At 68.6% G+C, this 13,932-nt stretch carries 14 protein-coding genes; 10 read left to right on the forward strand and 4 right to left on the reverse strand.

Annotated elements, in window-relative coordinates; translation table 11 throughout:
• Positions 1-148 precede the first annotated feature (148 nt).
• Positions 149-1,624 carry a hypothetical protein gene (locus ACFPMG_RS03510; protein ID WP_376993842.1) on the forward strand — a complete coding sequence of 492 codons (1,476 nt, stop codon included), beginning with the start codon at positions 149-151 and terminating at the stop codon, positions 1,622-1,624.
• 101 nt (positions 1,625-1,725) lie between these two features.
• On the opposite strand, the gene ACFPMG_RS03515 is transcribed toward ACFPMG_RS03510, so the two are convergent.
• Positions 1,726-2,505 (reverse strand): alpha/beta fold hydrolase, encoded by a 780-nt coding sequence (locus tag ACFPMG_RS03515; protein ID WP_376993843.1) that lies wholly within the window; start codon positions 2,503-2,505, stop codon positions 1,726-1,728.
• 172 nt (positions 2,506-2,677) lie between these two features.
• On the opposite strand from ACFPMG_RS03515, the gene murJ reads away from it, so the two are divergent.
• Positions 2,678-4,228: a murein biosynthesis integral membrane protein MurJ gene (gene murJ, locus ACFPMG_RS03520; protein WP_376993844.1), complete on the forward strand. Its 1,551-nt coding sequence runs from the start codon at positions 2,678-2,680 to the stop codon at positions 4,226-4,228.
• A 3-nt stretch (positions 4,229-4,231) separates the two neighbouring features.
• Here murJ and ACFPMG_RS03525 read toward each other — a convergent pair whose 3' ends face one another.
• On the reverse strand, positions 4,232-5,074 hold the full coding sequence (locus tag ACFPMG_RS03525; protein WP_376993845.1) for a sulfurtransferase: 843 nt from the start codon (positions 5,072-5,074) through the stop codon (positions 4,232-4,234).
• A 220-nt stretch (positions 5,075-5,294) separates the two neighbouring features.
• On the opposite strand from ACFPMG_RS03525, the gene fliN reads away from it, so the two are divergent.
• A complete protein-coding gene (fliN, locus tag ACFPMG_RS03530) occupies positions 5,295-5,597 on the forward strand; it encodes a flagellar motor switch protein FliN (protein ID WP_014240218.1) in 303 nt (100 codons plus the stop codon).
• A gap of 107 nt (positions 5,598-5,704) precedes the next feature.
• Here fliN and ACFPMG_RS03535 read toward each other — a convergent pair whose 3' ends face one another.
• Positions 5,705-5,986 (reverse strand): DUF2312 domain-containing protein, encoded by a 282-nt coding sequence (locus ACFPMG_RS03535; RefSeq protein WP_014240219.1) that lies wholly within the window; start codon positions 5,984-5,986, stop codon positions 5,705-5,707.
• Between the two features lie 187 nt (positions 5,987-6,173).
• Between ACFPMG_RS03535 and ACFPMG_RS03540 the strand changes: the two genes are divergently transcribed.
• Positions 6,174-7,406, forward strand: a complete 1,233-nt coding sequence (locus ACFPMG_RS03540) for a diaminopropionate ammonia-lyase (RefSeq protein WP_376993846.1) — start codon at positions 6,174-6,176, stop codon at positions 7,404-7,406.
• Between the two features lie 102 nt (positions 7,407-7,508).
• Positions 7,509-8,690, forward strand: a complete 1,182-nt coding sequence (locus tag ACFPMG_RS03545) for an aminotransferase (protein WP_376993847.1) — start codon at positions 7,509-7,511, stop codon at positions 8,688-8,690.
• A gap of 6 nt (positions 8,691-8,696) precedes the next feature.
• Here the strand turns inward: ACFPMG_RS03545 and ACFPMG_RS03550 are convergent, their stop codons facing one another.
• Positions 8,697-9,362, reverse strand: a complete 666-nt coding sequence (locus ACFPMG_RS03550) for an ATP-dependent Clp protease proteolytic subunit (protein WP_376993848.1) — start codon at positions 9,360-9,362, stop codon at positions 8,697-8,699.
• A 281-nt stretch (positions 9,363-9,643) separates the two neighbouring features.
• Between ACFPMG_RS03550 and ACFPMG_RS03555 the strand changes: the two genes are divergently transcribed.
• The 5 genes from ACFPMG_RS03555 to ACFPMG_RS03575 all read left to right on the forward strand — a co-directional run bounded on the left by ACFPMG_RS03555 (position 9,644) and on the right by ACFPMG_RS03575 (position 13,901).
• Positions 9,644-10,369, forward strand: coding sequence for a CE1 family esterase (locus ACFPMG_RS03555; RefSeq protein ID WP_376993849.1), 726 nt, complete (start codon positions 9,644-9,646; stop codon positions 10,367-10,369).
• Positions 10,370-10,471: 102 nt separating this feature from the next.
• Positions 10,472-11,326, forward strand: coding sequence for an ABC transporter ATP-binding protein (locus ACFPMG_RS03560; RefSeq protein ID WP_376993850.1), 855 nt, complete (start codon positions 10,472-10,474; stop codon positions 11,324-11,326).
• A gap of 24 nt (positions 11,327-11,350) precedes the next feature.
• A complete protein-coding gene (locus tag ACFPMG_RS03565; protein WP_376993851.1) occupies positions 11,351-12,160 on the forward strand; it encodes an ABC transporter permease in 810 nt (269 codons plus the stop codon).
• A gap of 49 nt (positions 12,161-12,209) precedes the next feature.
• Positions 12,210-13,229, forward strand: coding sequence for an ABC transporter substrate-binding protein (locus ACFPMG_RS03570; RefSeq protein ID WP_376993852.1), 1,020 nt, complete (start codon positions 12,210-12,212; stop codon positions 13,227-13,229).
• A gap of 240 nt (positions 13,230-13,469) precedes the next feature.
• The gene (locus ACFPMG_RS03575) at positions 13,470-13,901 is read left to right on the forward strand and encodes an ArsC/Spx/MgsR family protein (protein WP_237903735.1); all 432 of its coding nucleotides are present in this window, start codon (positions 13,470-13,472) and stop codon (positions 13,899-13,901) included.
• Positions 13,902-13,932: the final 31 nt, after the last annotated feature.

A 13,932-nucleotide genomic window follows, 5' to 3' on the forward strand; every position in this document is an offset into this window, starting at 1 on the left:
ACAGGTTTAATGCGGTTGAACATGGTTGGAAACCGTTTGCGCACCCCAATCGCTTGTACTATTTTTTCCGCACCGGGGGGAACGGAATCCTGCGGTATCACAAATCCTACCCACCCCTCCCCAGAACCACGCATGCCGGGTACACACGGTGTCGATTGATCGCGCGGAACTGGAGCGGCTCCTTGCCGATCGTCCGACTGCAAACCGCTCGGCCATGCAGGCCGTCCGCGAAAGCTACGCCGACATCGGCCTGATGCGCGAGCGTGGGCTGTCCTGGGCGGACATCTCCGACGTGCTGGCGAAGCTGGGCGTCACCGCCCGCGACAACCAGCCGATCTCGCCCGTCACCCTGCGCTCCGCTTTCTTCCTCGTGGGGAACGAGGGACGTGACGGTGTTGCGGATGGAGAGGAAGCGGGTGGGACGACCCCGCGCGAAACGCTGGACGCGGTGCACCGCGCCGCTCTCGCCGCTGGGCAGACCGCTGGAGAACAGCTGGCCGACGCCGAGGAGGCGGGTCACAACACGGTGCCCGATCAGGAAGAAGCCGATCAGGAAGAAGCCGACCCGGAAATGGCGGAACTGGAAATGGCTGGAACCGCCACCGACGACCCACCGAACGTCACCGCGCCGGCGGCGGAGCTGGCCCCCGTTCCGGAGCCAGACGCTGTGGAGCCCACTGATCCGCCGGACGAGCTGACACCAGCTGCGGTTGAAGAATCCCATCCCGCTCAGGCTCCGATTCCCAAAGCTTCGGACCTTAACGTTTCAACACCTCAAGATTCGACATCGAACAGACTCTGGAAAGGCGATCGCATGCTGGGCACCATCTTCGTTCTCAACGACCGCGGTGGCGTCGGCAAGACGCTGCTGTCCCATCACCTGATGGCGACTGCCATGCTCGAAGGCCTTCAGCTCAAGGTCGTCGAATATGAGGTCAACGAGCGCCTGAACCGCCTGTTCGGTCCGGAGGTGGTGGAGCACCGCCGCATCACCCAGGACTTCATGAACATGATGGGCTCGGGCGACGGCTTCTACGAGTTCTGGGACCAGATCGGGCCGGAGCTGCAGCGCGGCGGCCGCCTCTTCGACTTCGGCGGCAACATCTCCCAGTGGTTCTTCAACTGGGCCGAGGTGTCGGGCTTCGACTACTATGTCGGCGAGGGCGAGCGGCTGACCTTCATGGTTCCGGTCACCGTCGATCTGGCCTCGCTGTCCACCGGCATGAACACGCTGGAGCGCATCGCCACCATCGCCCCGAAGGCCAAGCGCGTTCTGGTCGAGAACGGCTTCTCCGGTCCCTTCTCGCAGCTCGACGACAGCCAGTACGCCCGCCGCAAGGCGGAGATGGTGGAGCGCGAGGGCGTGGAGGTCATCTCCATGGCGCCCTGCACGGCCCCGGCCTGGGCGCGCCTGACCGGCCACCGCATCGACGAGGTGGCGCAGATGACCCGCGAGGATCTGGTGAAGCTGGGCATGACCCCGCCGGTCGCCTCCCGCTCGCTGATCATCATCCACGAGTGGCTGCGCACGATGCGGCAGGCGCTGTCGCCCTACCTGCGCGACGCCTTCAACCAGTCCGCCGGTCCGGCCGCCAAGACCGGCGCCCGTCAGGGCGCTCTCTAAGAGAATCGCCGTCAGGGCGCGCTCTGAGCGGACCGCGCATCGGCCAGCATGTGGGAACGGGGGCCTTCGCGGCCCCCGTTTCTTTTTGCCGGCTGAAGACGTTACGCGAAGGCTTCGACCAGCGCGGCGAACTCCTGCGGGCGTTCGGCGTGCAGCCAGTGGCCGGCGCCCTCGATCATCTCGATGGCGGCCTTGGGGAAGTGGCGGCGGATGGCGGCGTGGTTCTCCGGCACGATGTAGTCGGACCGGGTGCCGCCGATGAACAGGGTGGGGCCGTCGTACCGGGCGTCGCCGAGATCCGGGAAGCCGATCAGATCGGCCATGCGGGCGCCGATGGCGTCGAGGTTGATCCGCCAGTGAAACGACCCCTGCTCCAGAACGAGATTCTGCAGCAGGAAGGAACGCAAGGGGGCTTCCGGCACCGCGTCCGAGAGCTGCGCCTCGACCTCCGAGCGGCGGGTGCAGCCTTCCAGCTTGGCCTGCTTCATCGCCGCCACGAAGGGGGCGTGGGTGTGGGTGTAGGCGATCGGCGCAATGTCGGCCACCGCCAGACGCTCCACCCGGTCGGGATGGTTCAGCGCCAGAGTCATCGCCACCTTGCCGCCCATGGAATGGCCGACCACCGACGCCCGCGCGAAGCCGCGGTCGTCGAGGAAGCGCAGCACGTCCGCGGCCATCGCCGGATAGGTCATCTCGTCCGACCAGGGGGCGCCGCCGTGGTTGCGCAGGTCCAGCGCGTAGACCCGGTGCCGCTCCGCGAAGCGCTTCGCCAGGGTCTGCCAGTTGCGCGCCGACCCGAACAGGCCGTGCAGGACCAGCAGGGGGGTGCCGCCGTTCGCTTCGCCGGCTTCCAGATAGGTGAGGGGAAGACCCTGGGCCATGGACGTTCCGCTTGTCTGAAGGGGAGGGATGGGACAATGGATGGGCGGCGATCCTAGCAGACCGTTTCCGCCCACCGCCTTCAAATTCCACACGGGCTGGCATGCCGAAAGGGGTGACGCGGGCGGGGAAAACGCTAGGATGGCGCCGCCCATCAGAGGACCCGTACGCACCGTGCTCCGCAACATCCTGTCCGTCGGCGGGCTGACGCTGGTCAGCCGCGTCCTTGGCTTCCTGCGCGATGTCCTGACCGCAGCGCTGCTCGGCGCCGGGCCGGTGGCCGACGCCTTCTTCGTGGCGTTCCGGCTGCCCAACCATTTCCGCGCCCTGTTCGCCGAGGGGGCCTTCAACTCGGCCTTCGTGCCGCTGTTCTCCGCCAAGCTGGTGCAGGACGGGCAGGCCGCCGCCAAGCGCTTCGCCGAGGAGGTGATGAGCCTGCTGCTGGCGGTGCAGCTGCTGTTCCTGGCCGGCATCCTGGCGATCATGCCGCAGTTCATGACGGTCTTTGCGCCGGGCTTTTCCGACGAGCCGGAGAAGTTCCGGCTGGCCGTCCTGTTCACCAGCATCACCTTCCCGTACCTGCTGTTCATCTCGCTGGAATCGCTGCTCGCCGGCGTTCTCAACAGCATGGGGCGGTTCGGGGCGGCGGCGGCGGCGCCGATCCTGCTGAACCTGTGCCTGATCGCGACGATGGTGCTGGTGGCGCCGCTGATGCCCACGGTCGGCCACGCCCTGTCCTGGGGCGTCTTCGCCGCCGGGCTGGCGCAGTTCCTGTACCTGTATTGGGAGGCCAGCCGGGCCGGGATGGGGCTGCGTCTGGCCCTGCCGCGCCTGACGCCCGACGTGAAGCGGTTCCTGACCGTGCTGGGTCCGGCGGCGCTGGGGTCCGGCCTGACGCAGATCAACCTGTTCGTCGACACGCTGATCGCCTCGCTGCTGCCCACCGGCGCGGTGTCCTACCTCTATTACGCGGACCGGCTGAACCAGTTGCCGCTGGGCGTCATCGGGATCGCGGTGGGCACCGTTCTGCTTCCGGAAATGGCCCGGCGCATCAAGGGCGGGGATGAGCCGGGCGCGGTGGAGAGCCAGAACCGGGCGGTGGAACTGTCGCTGGTGCTGACCCTGCCGGCCGCCGCCGCCTTCCTGGTCGCCGGCCTGCCCATCGTGTCGGTGCTGTTCCAGCACGGCGCCTTCGGCCCGACCGACGCCGCGCAGTCCGCCGCGACCCTGCAGGCCTACGCGCTGGGTCTGCCGGCCTTCGTGGTGATCCGCAGCCTGGTCAACGGCTTCTACGCCCGGCACGACACGGCGACCCCGGTGCGGGTGGCGCTGGCCGCGACGGCGGTCAACGTGGCGCTCAAGCTGGCGCTGATGGGGCCGCTGGCCCAGGTCGGGCTGGCGGTGGCGACCTCCGTCGCCGCCTGGGTCAACGCCGGGCTGCTGGCGTGGCTGCTGACCCGGCGCGGGCTGTTCAAGGCCGATGCCCGGCTGCTGCGCAACCTGCCGCGCATGGCCATCGCGGCGCTCGCCATGGGCGGCACGCTGTGGCTGGTGCAGACCCAGCTGTCGTCCTGGCTGACCGCCCATGGGCTGTTCGAGCGGCTGGGCGGGCTGGTGCTGCTGGGCCTTGCCGGTCTGCTGGTCTACGCGGTGCTGGCGGTCGCGCTGGGCCTGCTGCGCCGGTCGGACCTCGGGCGGTTCCGCCGGCGCCGCAAGAGCGTTTAACGCTTAAGCCGCCGGCCCGTTCTTGACGGGACGAGACGGGTCGGCGGTCCATTCCGACATCGACCCGTCATAGAGACGGACCCCGTCGATCCCCGCCACTTCGCTCAGCGCAAACCAGGACACCGAGGCGAGGTGGCCGGTGTTGCAGAAGGTGATCGTCGACTCGCCGGTTCCGGCCCGGTCCGCCAGCGCCTTCACCGCTTCGGCGGGCAGGAAGCGCTTTTCGGTGGCGGAGTAGAAGGCGCCGTTCTCGATCAGGACCGCCCCCGGCAGCGTGCCCGGAACGCGGGCCTGCGGGCTCTTGGCCTTGCCCTCGAACTGCTCGGCGGAGCGGGAATCCAACAGCGGGACGGAGCCGTCAGCCATCGCCGCCGCGACCACGGGCAGGGGCGCGCGCAACTCCTCGCGGGGGGCCGCGGTGAAGGCGGCAGCGGGGCGGGTGGCGGCGGTCGTGGCGACGGGATTGCCGGCGTCGCTCCAGGCGGCGAAGCCGCCGTCCAGCACCGACACGCGGTCATGCCCCAGCGTCTTGAAGGTCCAATAGACGCGCGTCGCGTTTCCCATGTCGGCGGCGCTCAGGCCGCTGGCGACCAGCACGACGTGGTCGCCGTTGCCGATTCCCAGCCCGCCGATCAGCCCTTCCAAAACGGCGGCGTCGGGCAGCAGGCCCGGAACGCCGTCCACCGTCGCCCGCCAGCCGGCCTTGGCGTAGTCGGAATGGATCGAACCGGGGATGAAGCCCTCCGACGGCGGCGTGCGCACGTCCAGAACCACGAGGTCGGGGCGGTCGAGGGCACCTTTCAGCCAGGCGCTGTCGACCAGCGGGCGTTGGGAATCGGTCGTCATGGCACTGCCTTTGCGGCTGGTTTCACGTCGGGGTTTCACGTCGGGGTTTCACGTCGGGCGGGCAGGGTATCAACACAAGGCGGCGCAGGAAAACCAAATCTGTGCTGTTGTTTCCCATCCTTGTCGCAGGGTGTCGCGACGGTCGCCGTTGCCCCGGCGCCCCTGGTGGGGTAACTCTTGTCGGTTGAAGGGTCTTGTGATCCAGGCGAAGGAGTGCGGCATGGCCAACATCGACGATCTGCTGGGCGCCGGCTCGTCCGACGACATGAGCAGCGATGCCTTCGCCATCGGCGATGCGCCGGTCGAGATCAAGGTGGTCATCGGCACCGCCATGCTGCGTGTCCGCGACCTGCTGAAGCTCGGCCGCGGCGCCGTCGTGGAGCTGGACCGGCACCTGAAGGACCCGACCGACGTCTATGTGGAGGGCGTCCTCGTCGCCCGTGGCGAGGTGGTCATCGTGGACGACAAGATCGGCGTCACCCTGACCGACTTCGTGAAATCCAGCCGCGAGTGGAAGCGCTAAGGTTATGGCGCTTTGATGCGCTTGCGCAATGACATGTTCCGGGAGCGAAACGTCATGTTGCGCCCCCGGAACAATCATGATGCGGCTTCGCAACGATCCTTAAATCGTCACTCGGCCGGCTCGGGAACCACGATGTCCAGCGGCGTGCCGGTGGCGTGGGCATAGAGCATCAGGTCGTTCAGCAGCTCGGCCTCCTGCTCGCCGGCGTCCTTGCGGCGGATGGCGACCAGCTTGTCGAGCGCCTTGATGTTGAAGCCGGCGGATTTGACCTCGCTGCGCAGATCCTTCAGGTCGGCCTTCAGGCCGTCGATCTCGTCCATCAACCGCTCCATGCGGTCGGCGAACTGCTTCAGCTGGTCGGCGGCGGTGGTGTTGAAACCGGTCGTCACGACGGAACCATCTCCTTCAGGAACGGGAACCCCCGCCGCCTTCGGCACCCTGGCCGGACCGCGGAGGGAGGCGCTGTTAGCACAGCTCGCGGCGCTTTGTCCGGAGACAACGCGCGTGGCTTGACGTGGCGTGGCCGGCAATGCTTTCGTGGCTGCGGCCGTCCTTGCGGTCTGGAGAGCGAACACGATGTCCGACCTGCCGCCGCTTGGCACCCCGCGTCTCTTCTCGAATCCGCGCGCCGACACGGACCAGCCTTACGGGTCCGCCGAACGGGCGATCCTGAGCCGCGCCGCCTTCCAGGACGCGATGACGGAGATCGGCGCCTGGCCGGGCTATGCCCCGACCCCGCTGCGATCGTTGGGCGGGCTGGCCCGCGCCGCCGGCATTGACCGCATCTGGTACAAGGACGAGAGCAGCCGCTTCAACCTGCACAGCTTCAAGGCGCTGGGCGGCGCTTACGCCGTGCTGCGCCTTCTGGTGCGCGAGGTGCAGGCCCGCGTGCCCGGCGTGCCGGTGACGGCGCTGGATCTGGTGGTGGGGCGCTACGCCAAGGTGACCCGCGGCATCACGGTGACCACGGCGACCGACGGCAACCACGGCCGCTCCGTCGCCTGGGGCGCGCAGGTGTTCGGCTGCGGCTGCGTCATCTACATTCCCGGCAACTGCTCGCAGGGGCGGCAGCAGGCGATCGAGTCCTTCGACGCCCGCGTCGTCCGCGTGGCCGGCAACTACGACGACGCGGTGCGGCAGGCCGCGGCGGACGCGCGGGAGCATGGCCGGCTCGTCGTCTCCGACACCTCCTACACCGGCTACATGGACATCCCGCGCGACGTGATGCAGGGCTACACCGTGATGGTGGAGGAGGCGATCGGCCAGCTTCCGGCCAGCGAGCGCCCGACCCACGTCTTCGTGCAGGGCGGGGTGGGGGCCTTGCCCGCCGCCGTCTGCGGCCATCTGTGGGAAAGCTGGGGCCGCCAGCGCCCGCGCTTCGTGGTGGTGGAGCCGCACGCCGCCGACTGCCTGTACCAGAGCGCCGTCAACGGCCGCCCGACGCCGTCAAAGGGCGACCTGGAAACGCTGATGGCCGGGCTGGCCTGTGGGGAGGTGTCCCTGCTGGCCTGGGCGATCCTGGAGCGCGGGGCCGACGATTTCCTGACCATCCCCGACGACGCGGCGGTGGCGACCATGCGCCTGCTGGCCGAGGGGCGGCACGGCGGACGGCCCATCGTGGGCGGGGAGTCCGGTGTCGCCGGTCTGGCAGGGCTGCTCTGCGCCGCGGCGGACCCGGCGGTCCGGGCCAGCCTGGGTCTCGCCCCGGACGCCCGCGTGCTGGTCTTCGGATCGGAAGGGGCGACCGACCCCGAGGTCTATGAGTCCCTGGTGGGCCGCAAGCCGGACGCGGTGCTGGGCAGCGCCTGACCGTCTTGCGCGTTCTCCTGTTCTGGTCCCTTGCGCGAGCCCGGCGGGGCGGTCCACCATGCGCCCCGTAAAAATCGGACCCCGCAGACTGGACATCAGGGAATGGACCGCAGAGACGTCAACCCGCTCGTCGCCGCCACCGAGGCCCCGCCCATCGCCGAGGCGTGGCGCTGGGTCGAGGGCCGCAGCTTTCCGGCGGACAAGCCGCTGATCGACCTCTGTCAGGCGGTGCCCGGCTATCCGCCCGCCGACGCGCTGACCGCCCATCTGGCCGAGCAGGTGCGGGCGCCGGACACCGCGCGCTACACCGCCATCGACGGCATCCCGCCGCTGACCGCGGCGCTGGCACGGCGCACCGGCTCGCTCTATGGCGGCGAGGTGGCGGCGAACGAGGTGCTGATCACCGCGGGCTGCAACCAGGCCTTCGCGGTGGCGGTGATGGGGCTGGCGCGGGCCGGCGACAACGTGATCCTGCCCGCCCCGTGGTACTTCAACCACAAGATGACGCTGGACATGCTGGGCATCGAGGCCCGTCCGCTGGCGTTGCGCGAGGAGAACGGGCTGATCCCCGACCCGGCGGAGGCCGAGCGGCTGATGGACGCCGGCACGCGCGCGCTGGTGCTGATCTCCCCCAACAACCCGACCGGCGCCATCGCCTCGCCCGACGCCATCGCGGCGCTGTACGAGCTGTGCGAACGGCGCGGCGTCAAGCTGCTGCTCGACGAGACCTACCGCGACTTTCCGGATTGGGAGGGGCGGGCGCCGCACGGGCTGTTCCAGCGACCGGGCTGGCAGCGCACCCTGGTCCAGCTCTACAGCTTCTCCAAGGTCTACAGCCTCGCCGGCTACCGGGTCGGCGCGGTGATCGCCGACGCCGGCCTGCTGTCCCAGGCGCGCAAGGTGATGGATTGCCTAGCCATCTGCGCGCCGCACGTCGGCCAGAAGGCGGCGCTGTTCGGGCTGGAGACTCTCGACGGCTGGGTGGCGGAGAAGCGCGGCGACATCCTGGCCCGCGTCCACGCCTTCCAATCGGCGATGGAGGCCAGCGGCACCGGCTACCGCATCGCCAGCATCGGGGCCTATTTCGCCTATGTCCGGCATCCCTTCGCCGGCAAGCGCGCCCATGAGGTGGCCGAGGGGCTGGCCCGCGATCACAACATCCTGTGCCTGCCCGGCTCCATGTTCGGTCCCGGCCAGGACGATTACCTGCGCTTCGCCTTCGCCAACGTCGACGCGGCGGTCATGCCGGAGATCGCCCGGCGCCTCAAGGAAAGCGAAGCGTAAAAGGCGTCAGCGGATCAGGTGGGTGACGATGTTGGCGCCCATCGCCGCCAGATGGTCGGCGTTGTCGCGGTAGTCGAGGCTGCCGGAGAAACCGCCGGCGGCCCGCACCCGCTCGATCCAGGCCGGAGCGGCGCCCAGCGCGACCAGACGCTTCACCATCTGGTCGGTGGAGCGCAGCGTCATGCGGCCGTTCTCGGCCAGACGCGGGGCGTGGACCATGAACTCCGCGGTCGGTGCGGCGTAGCGCGGGTAGCCGGCCAGATAGAGGCCGACGCACATGCTCTCGCAGGACTGCCCGCCGGCCACGCGGGTGGCGACGGAGCGCCCCGCCTGCCGTTCCGCCAGCATCAGGTCGATCATACGGTAGCCCGCGGTCGTGAAGCCGCCGGGGCTCGACAGTTCGACCACCACCGGCTGGCCGGCCGGCACGCTGCGCAGCGCGTCGGAGAAGCGCTGCTCCACGGCCGGGGTGATGATGCCGTCCAGCCGCAGCATGGTGGAGTCCGTCTGATCGACGCGGACCAGCGTGGCGTCGGGGAAGTCGGAGGCGACGGGCGGCGGCGCCGGGTTCGGACGGTTCACCGACAGGCTGTCGGCGGTCGCGGCCCCAGACGAGCCGACGGCCAGCAGCAGCCCCAGAACCATCATGCGTGCAGTCGCGCGAACCGGCATCGAAACCTCCTTGCTCTGGGAAGGAGGGTGCCGGGAAATGCTTGCGCGTTGGTTAACGGCTGGCCTGCCCAAAGGTGCAACGTCCTTCGCCACAGGCTGTTTATGGAGGGAGGTGATCATTTGGGCTGTGAATGGTGAAACAAATTTGCGCATTTTGCGCCGCAGCCTTGCTGATTCTGTGGGCTGTTCAGGGCTTATCGGCGGAATTGGTTAATAATGTGGCGGTGCAGCAATTATCGCGCGGCTGCGGAGTACCGGCCCCGGTAACGGTGCCTGACCATGTGACTTTGGATGGCGCGGCGCGCGGCGTGATCGTGGCCGTGCCGGAGGGCTACCACCCTGACCGTCCGCACAGCCTCGTCGTCGCCTTCCATGGGCGGACCAACAGCAACGCCGAGGTGCGCCGCTACTTTGGCTTGGAGGGGCATGCGGAGGAGCCGGCGATCGTCGTCTACCCCGCCAGTCTGAAGGATTCCCGCGGCTTGAACGTCTGGTCCGATTCCGGCGACCCGCCGGACCGGCTGCGCGATTTCCGTCTGTTCGACGCCGTTCTGGAGAGCATGGCGGCGAGCTATTGCATCGACATGGGCCGGGTTTTCGTCGTTGGCCATTCGCTGGGCGGGTCCTTCGCCAACAGCCTCGCCTGCGCGCGGGGCGGAGTGATCCGCGGCTTGGCCAGCGTCGGGGGCGGGTCCGCGCGGCCCAAGGACTGCGGCGGGCCGGTCGCCGCCATGGTCCTGCACAACCCGCGCGACGAGCAGGTGCCGGTGTCCGAAGCCCTGCGCCTGCGTCGCGCGCTGCTGGCCCAGGACGGCCTGCCGACGGGCAGCGAGCCGGACGAGCCGCACCGTTTCAACTGCCGGCGCTATGGCGCCGAAGGCGAGGAGAACCCGATTCTCTGGTGTCCGCTGGCCGACGACCGCACGCGCAACGGACGCTTCTACCCGCATCAGTGGCCGCAGGGGGTGGGGGCGGCGATCATGGCTTTCTTCGCGCGGCTGGACTGAGTCGCACCGTCGGCGGCAACAATTGTTGGCTGTGCCCATTGCCGAGGCCGCCTCATTCCGCCAAGATGCCGTGAAAACGACCATCAGGGACGGAACGCATTGATGTCAGACAGCGCCGCCGTGGCGGCCGCCCTGCGGACGGAGGGGGCGGACAAGGCCGCGCTCCGCCTGGACGGCGTGACCTGCACCTTTCCATCGCCCGACGGACGCGGGCAGACCTACACGGCGGTCCAGGGCGTGACCCTGTCGGTCGCCGCGGGGGAGTTCGTGTCCATCGTCGGGCCGACCGGCAGCGGCAAATCCACCATCCTGAACGTCGCGGCGGGCCTTCTGGCCCCCAGCGCCGGGCGCGCCCTGGCCTTCGGGGAGCCGGTCGACGGCATCAATCCGCACGCCGGCTACATGTTCCAGGCGGACGCGCTGATGCCCTGGAAGTCGGCGCTGGAGAATGTGGCCGCCGGGCTGGAGTTCCGCGGCGTGCCGCGGCGCGAGGCGGAGGAACGGGCGCGCCCCTGGCTGGCCCGCGTCGGGCTGGACCGTTTCGGCGACCGCTACCCCCACCAGCTTTCCGGTGGCATGCGCAAGCGGGTGGCGCTGGCCCAGACGCTGATCGTCGATCCGAAGATCGTGCTGATGGACGAGCCTTTCTCGGCGCTCGACATCCAGACGCGGCAACTGATGGAGAACGAGCTGCTCGACCTGTGGTCGGCGGACCGCAAGTCGGTGGTCTTCATCACCCACGACCTGGAGGAGGCCATCTCCATGTCCGACCGGGTGCTGGTGCTGTCGGCCGGTCCCGGCGCCCGGCTGATCGGCGAGTACCGGGTGGATCTGGAGCGCCCGCGCGACGTGGCGGAAATCCGCATGACGCCGCGCTTCCTCGACCTGCACCGGGAAATCTGGGGGCAGCTGCGCGAGGAAGTGCTGAAGGGCTACGCCCAAACCAAACTGAAATGACGTCCAAGCCGACGTGAGGACCCCATGGCCGTGGCCCGTGTGAAACGCCTGCCGAGCCGCCCGGTGATCCTGCTGCTGCAGGTCGCCGTGCTGATCGGTTTTTTCCTGATCTGGCACGTCCTGACCGCGACGAAGATCCTGAGCCCCTTCTTCTTCGGCACGCCACTGGCGGTGCTGGAGCGCACCTGGAGCGACTTCGCGTCCGGGGTGATCTGGTACCATCTCGGGATCACGCTTCTGGAGACCGCGCTGGCCTTCGCCATCGGCACGGTGGCGGGAATCGCCTTCGGATTCTGGTTCGCCCGCGCGCCCTTGGTCTCCATCGTCTTCGACCCCTACATCAAGGCGGTCAACGCGCTGCCCCGCGTGGTGCTGGCGCCGATCTTCGCGCTGTGGCTGGGCCTCGGCATCTGGTCGAAGGTGGCGCTGGGGGTGACGCTGGTCTTCTTCATCGTCTTCTTCAACGTCTATCAGGGCGTGAAGGAGGTCAGCCCGGTCGTGCTGGCCAACGCCAAGATGCTGGGGGCGAGCAACCGGCACCTGTTCCGGCACGTCTATCTGCCGTCCGCCCTGTCCTGGGTCTTTTCCAGCCTGCACACCGCGGTCGGCTTCGCCATGGTCGGCGCGGTGGTGGGCGAGTATCTCGGCTCCGCCGCCGGCCTCGGCTACCGCATCCATCAGGCCGAGGGGGTGTTCGACACGGTCGGCGTCTTCTCCGGCATGCTGGTGCTGACGATCTTCGTCGTGGTGATCGACGCCGTGGTGACCGTCATCGAGAAACGCCTTCTGCACTGGCGCCCGCAGGAGGCGCAGACGACCAACGCGCAGGGATGACCGCGCCAGCTCATAATTGCGCCAAGCTCATAAAATCGGGAGGGAAGCCATGCGTATGAAAAGCGTGATCGCCGCCGCAGCGGTGGTCCTGGCCTTCGGCATCGGCGGGGCGAACGCCCAGCAGGTCGAGAAGAAGGACCTGAAGCTGGCGGTCGGCGGCAAGCCGCTGCTCTATTACCTGCCGCTGACGGTGGCCGAGCGGCTCGGCTACTTCAAGGAGGCCGGACTGAACGTCGAGATCAACGACTTCGGCGGCGGCGCCAAGAGCCTCCAGGCGTTGGTCGGCGGTTCGGCGGACATCGTGACGGGCGCCTTCGATCACACGGTGCAGATGCAGGCCAAGGGCCAGCCGATCACCGCCGTCGCCCTGCTGGGCCGCTATCCGGGCATCGTTCTGGCCGCGGTCAACAAGGCCGGCACGATCAAGTCGATCAAGGAGCTGAAGGGCAAGAAGATCGGCGTGACCGCTCCCGGCTCCTCGACCAACTTCATGGTCAACTACCTGCTGACCCAGCACGGCATGACGCCGGAGGATGTGTCCTTCATCGGCGTCGGCGGCGGCCCCAGCGCGGTGGCCGCGGTGAAGCGCGGCGAGATCGACGCCATCGCCAACCTCGACCCGGTGATCAGCCAGTTGGAGGCCGACGGCGACGTCACCACCATCGCCGACACCCGGACGGAGAAGGGCACGCTGGACACTTACGGCGGGCCGTACCCGGCGGCGGTGCTCTACACCACGCCGGCCTTCATCAAGGAGAACCCGAAGACCACCCAGGCGCTGGTCGACGTCTTGGTGCGGACGCTGAAGTGGCTGGACCAAGCCAAGACCGAGGACGTCCTGAAGGTCCTGCCGCCGGAATACTTCCTCGGCAACCAGACGCTCTACGCCCAGGCTTTCGAGCATTCGAAGCCGACCTATTCGCCCGACGGCCGCTTCTCCCAGGAGGGGGCGGAGGCCGCCTACAAGGTGCTGAAGGCGTTCGACAAAGCCGTGGCCGCGACGGACATCGACCTGTCCAAGACCTACACGAACGCCTACGTCGAGGACTCGCTGAAGCGCATCAAGTGATGTTTCCCTCTCCCGCCCCGGGAGAGGGTGCCCGCGGCAGCGGGCGGGTGAGGGTCGTCCAAGGATGGATCCGGTGATCCTTGGCGATACCCTCACCCTCCCACCGCTTCGCGGCGGGTCCCTCCCTCTCCCGGGTCGGGAGAGGGGAGACAGGTGCGACATTCCGTCACCGGCACCCCCGGTCTCCGTGCCGGTAGACTGGACCTAATTCGTCCTGTTTCGATGCGGAGCACCAACCCCATGACGGAAGTGATCTTTTACGGTCTGTCCGGCTGCACGGCGAACGCCAAGCAGAAGCTTCAACTGCAGGCCGCCGGCCACACGCTGGTGGAGCGCGATCTGGCAGCCGAGCCCCTCACCGCCGAAACCCTGCGCCCCTTCTTTGAGGACCGTCCGGTCGAGGACTGGTTCAACCGCCGCGCCGCCGCCGTGAAGACCGGTTCCGTGAAGCCCGACGAGCTGGACGAGGAGTCGGCGCTGGCCGCTCTGCTGGCCGACCGCGACCTGATCCGCCGCCCGCTGCTCCAGGTCGGGGCGGACCGCAAGGCGGGATTCGATCCCAACACGCTGCACGCCTGGATCGGCCTGACCGCGTCCGGCGAAAGCTGCGACGACAAGCATTCGCGCGGCGTCTGCGACCACGGCCATCACCATTTCCCGAAGCAGGGCTGAGCGCGGAATCAACTGGCGGGGGGACCGGGGG

The sequence above is a fragment of the Azospirillum himalayense genome (genome assembly GCF_042657465.1).
Lineage (GTDB): Bacteria > Pseudomonadota > Alphaproteobacteria > Azospirillales > Azospirillaceae > Azospirillum > Azospirillum himalayense.

Excerpts from the sequence above, each read along its gene's own strand:
- ACFPMG_RS03560 (WP_376993850.1), top strand. The coding sequence starts at position 10,472 with ATGTCAGACAGCGCCGCCGTGGCGGCCGCCCTGCGGACGGAGGGGGCG.
- ACFPMG_RS03515 (WP_376993843.1), bottom strand. The coding sequence starts at position 2,505 with ATGGCCCAGGGTCTTCCCCTCACCTATCTGGAAGCCGGCGAAGCGAAC.
- fliN (WP_014240218.1), top strand. The coding sequence starts at position 5,295 with ATGGCCAACATCGACGATCTGCTGGGCGCCGGCTCGTCCGACGACATG.
- ACFPMG_RS03545 (WP_376993847.1), top strand. The coding sequence starts at position 7,509 with ATGGACCGCAGAGACGTCAACCCGCTCGTCGCCGCCACCGAGGCCCCG.
- ACFPMG_RS03570 (WP_376993852.1), top strand. The coding sequence starts at position 12,210 with ATGCGTATGAAAAGCGTGATCGCCGCCGCAGCGGTGGTCCTGGCCTTC.
- ACFPMG_RS03525 (WP_376993845.1), bottom strand. The coding sequence starts at position 5,074 with ATGACGACCGATTCCCAACGCCCGCTGGTCGACAGCGCCTGGCTGAAA.
- ACFPMG_RS03565 (WP_376993851.1), top strand. The coding sequence starts at position 11,351 with ATGGCCGTGGCCCGTGTGAAACGCCTGCCGAGCCGCCCGGTGATCCTG.
- ACFPMG_RS03550 (WP_376993848.1), bottom strand. The coding sequence starts at position 9,362 with ATGCCGGTTCGCGCGACTGCACGCATGATGGTTCTGGGGCTGCTGCTG.
- ACFPMG_RS03575 (WP_237903735.1), top strand. The coding sequence starts at position 13,470 with ATGACGGAAGTGATCTTTTACGGTCTGTCCGGCTGCACGGCGAACGCC.
- ACFPMG_RS03540 (WP_376993846.1), top strand. The coding sequence starts at position 6,174 with ATGTCCGACCTGCCGCCGCTTGGCACCCCGCGTCTCTTCTCGAATCCG.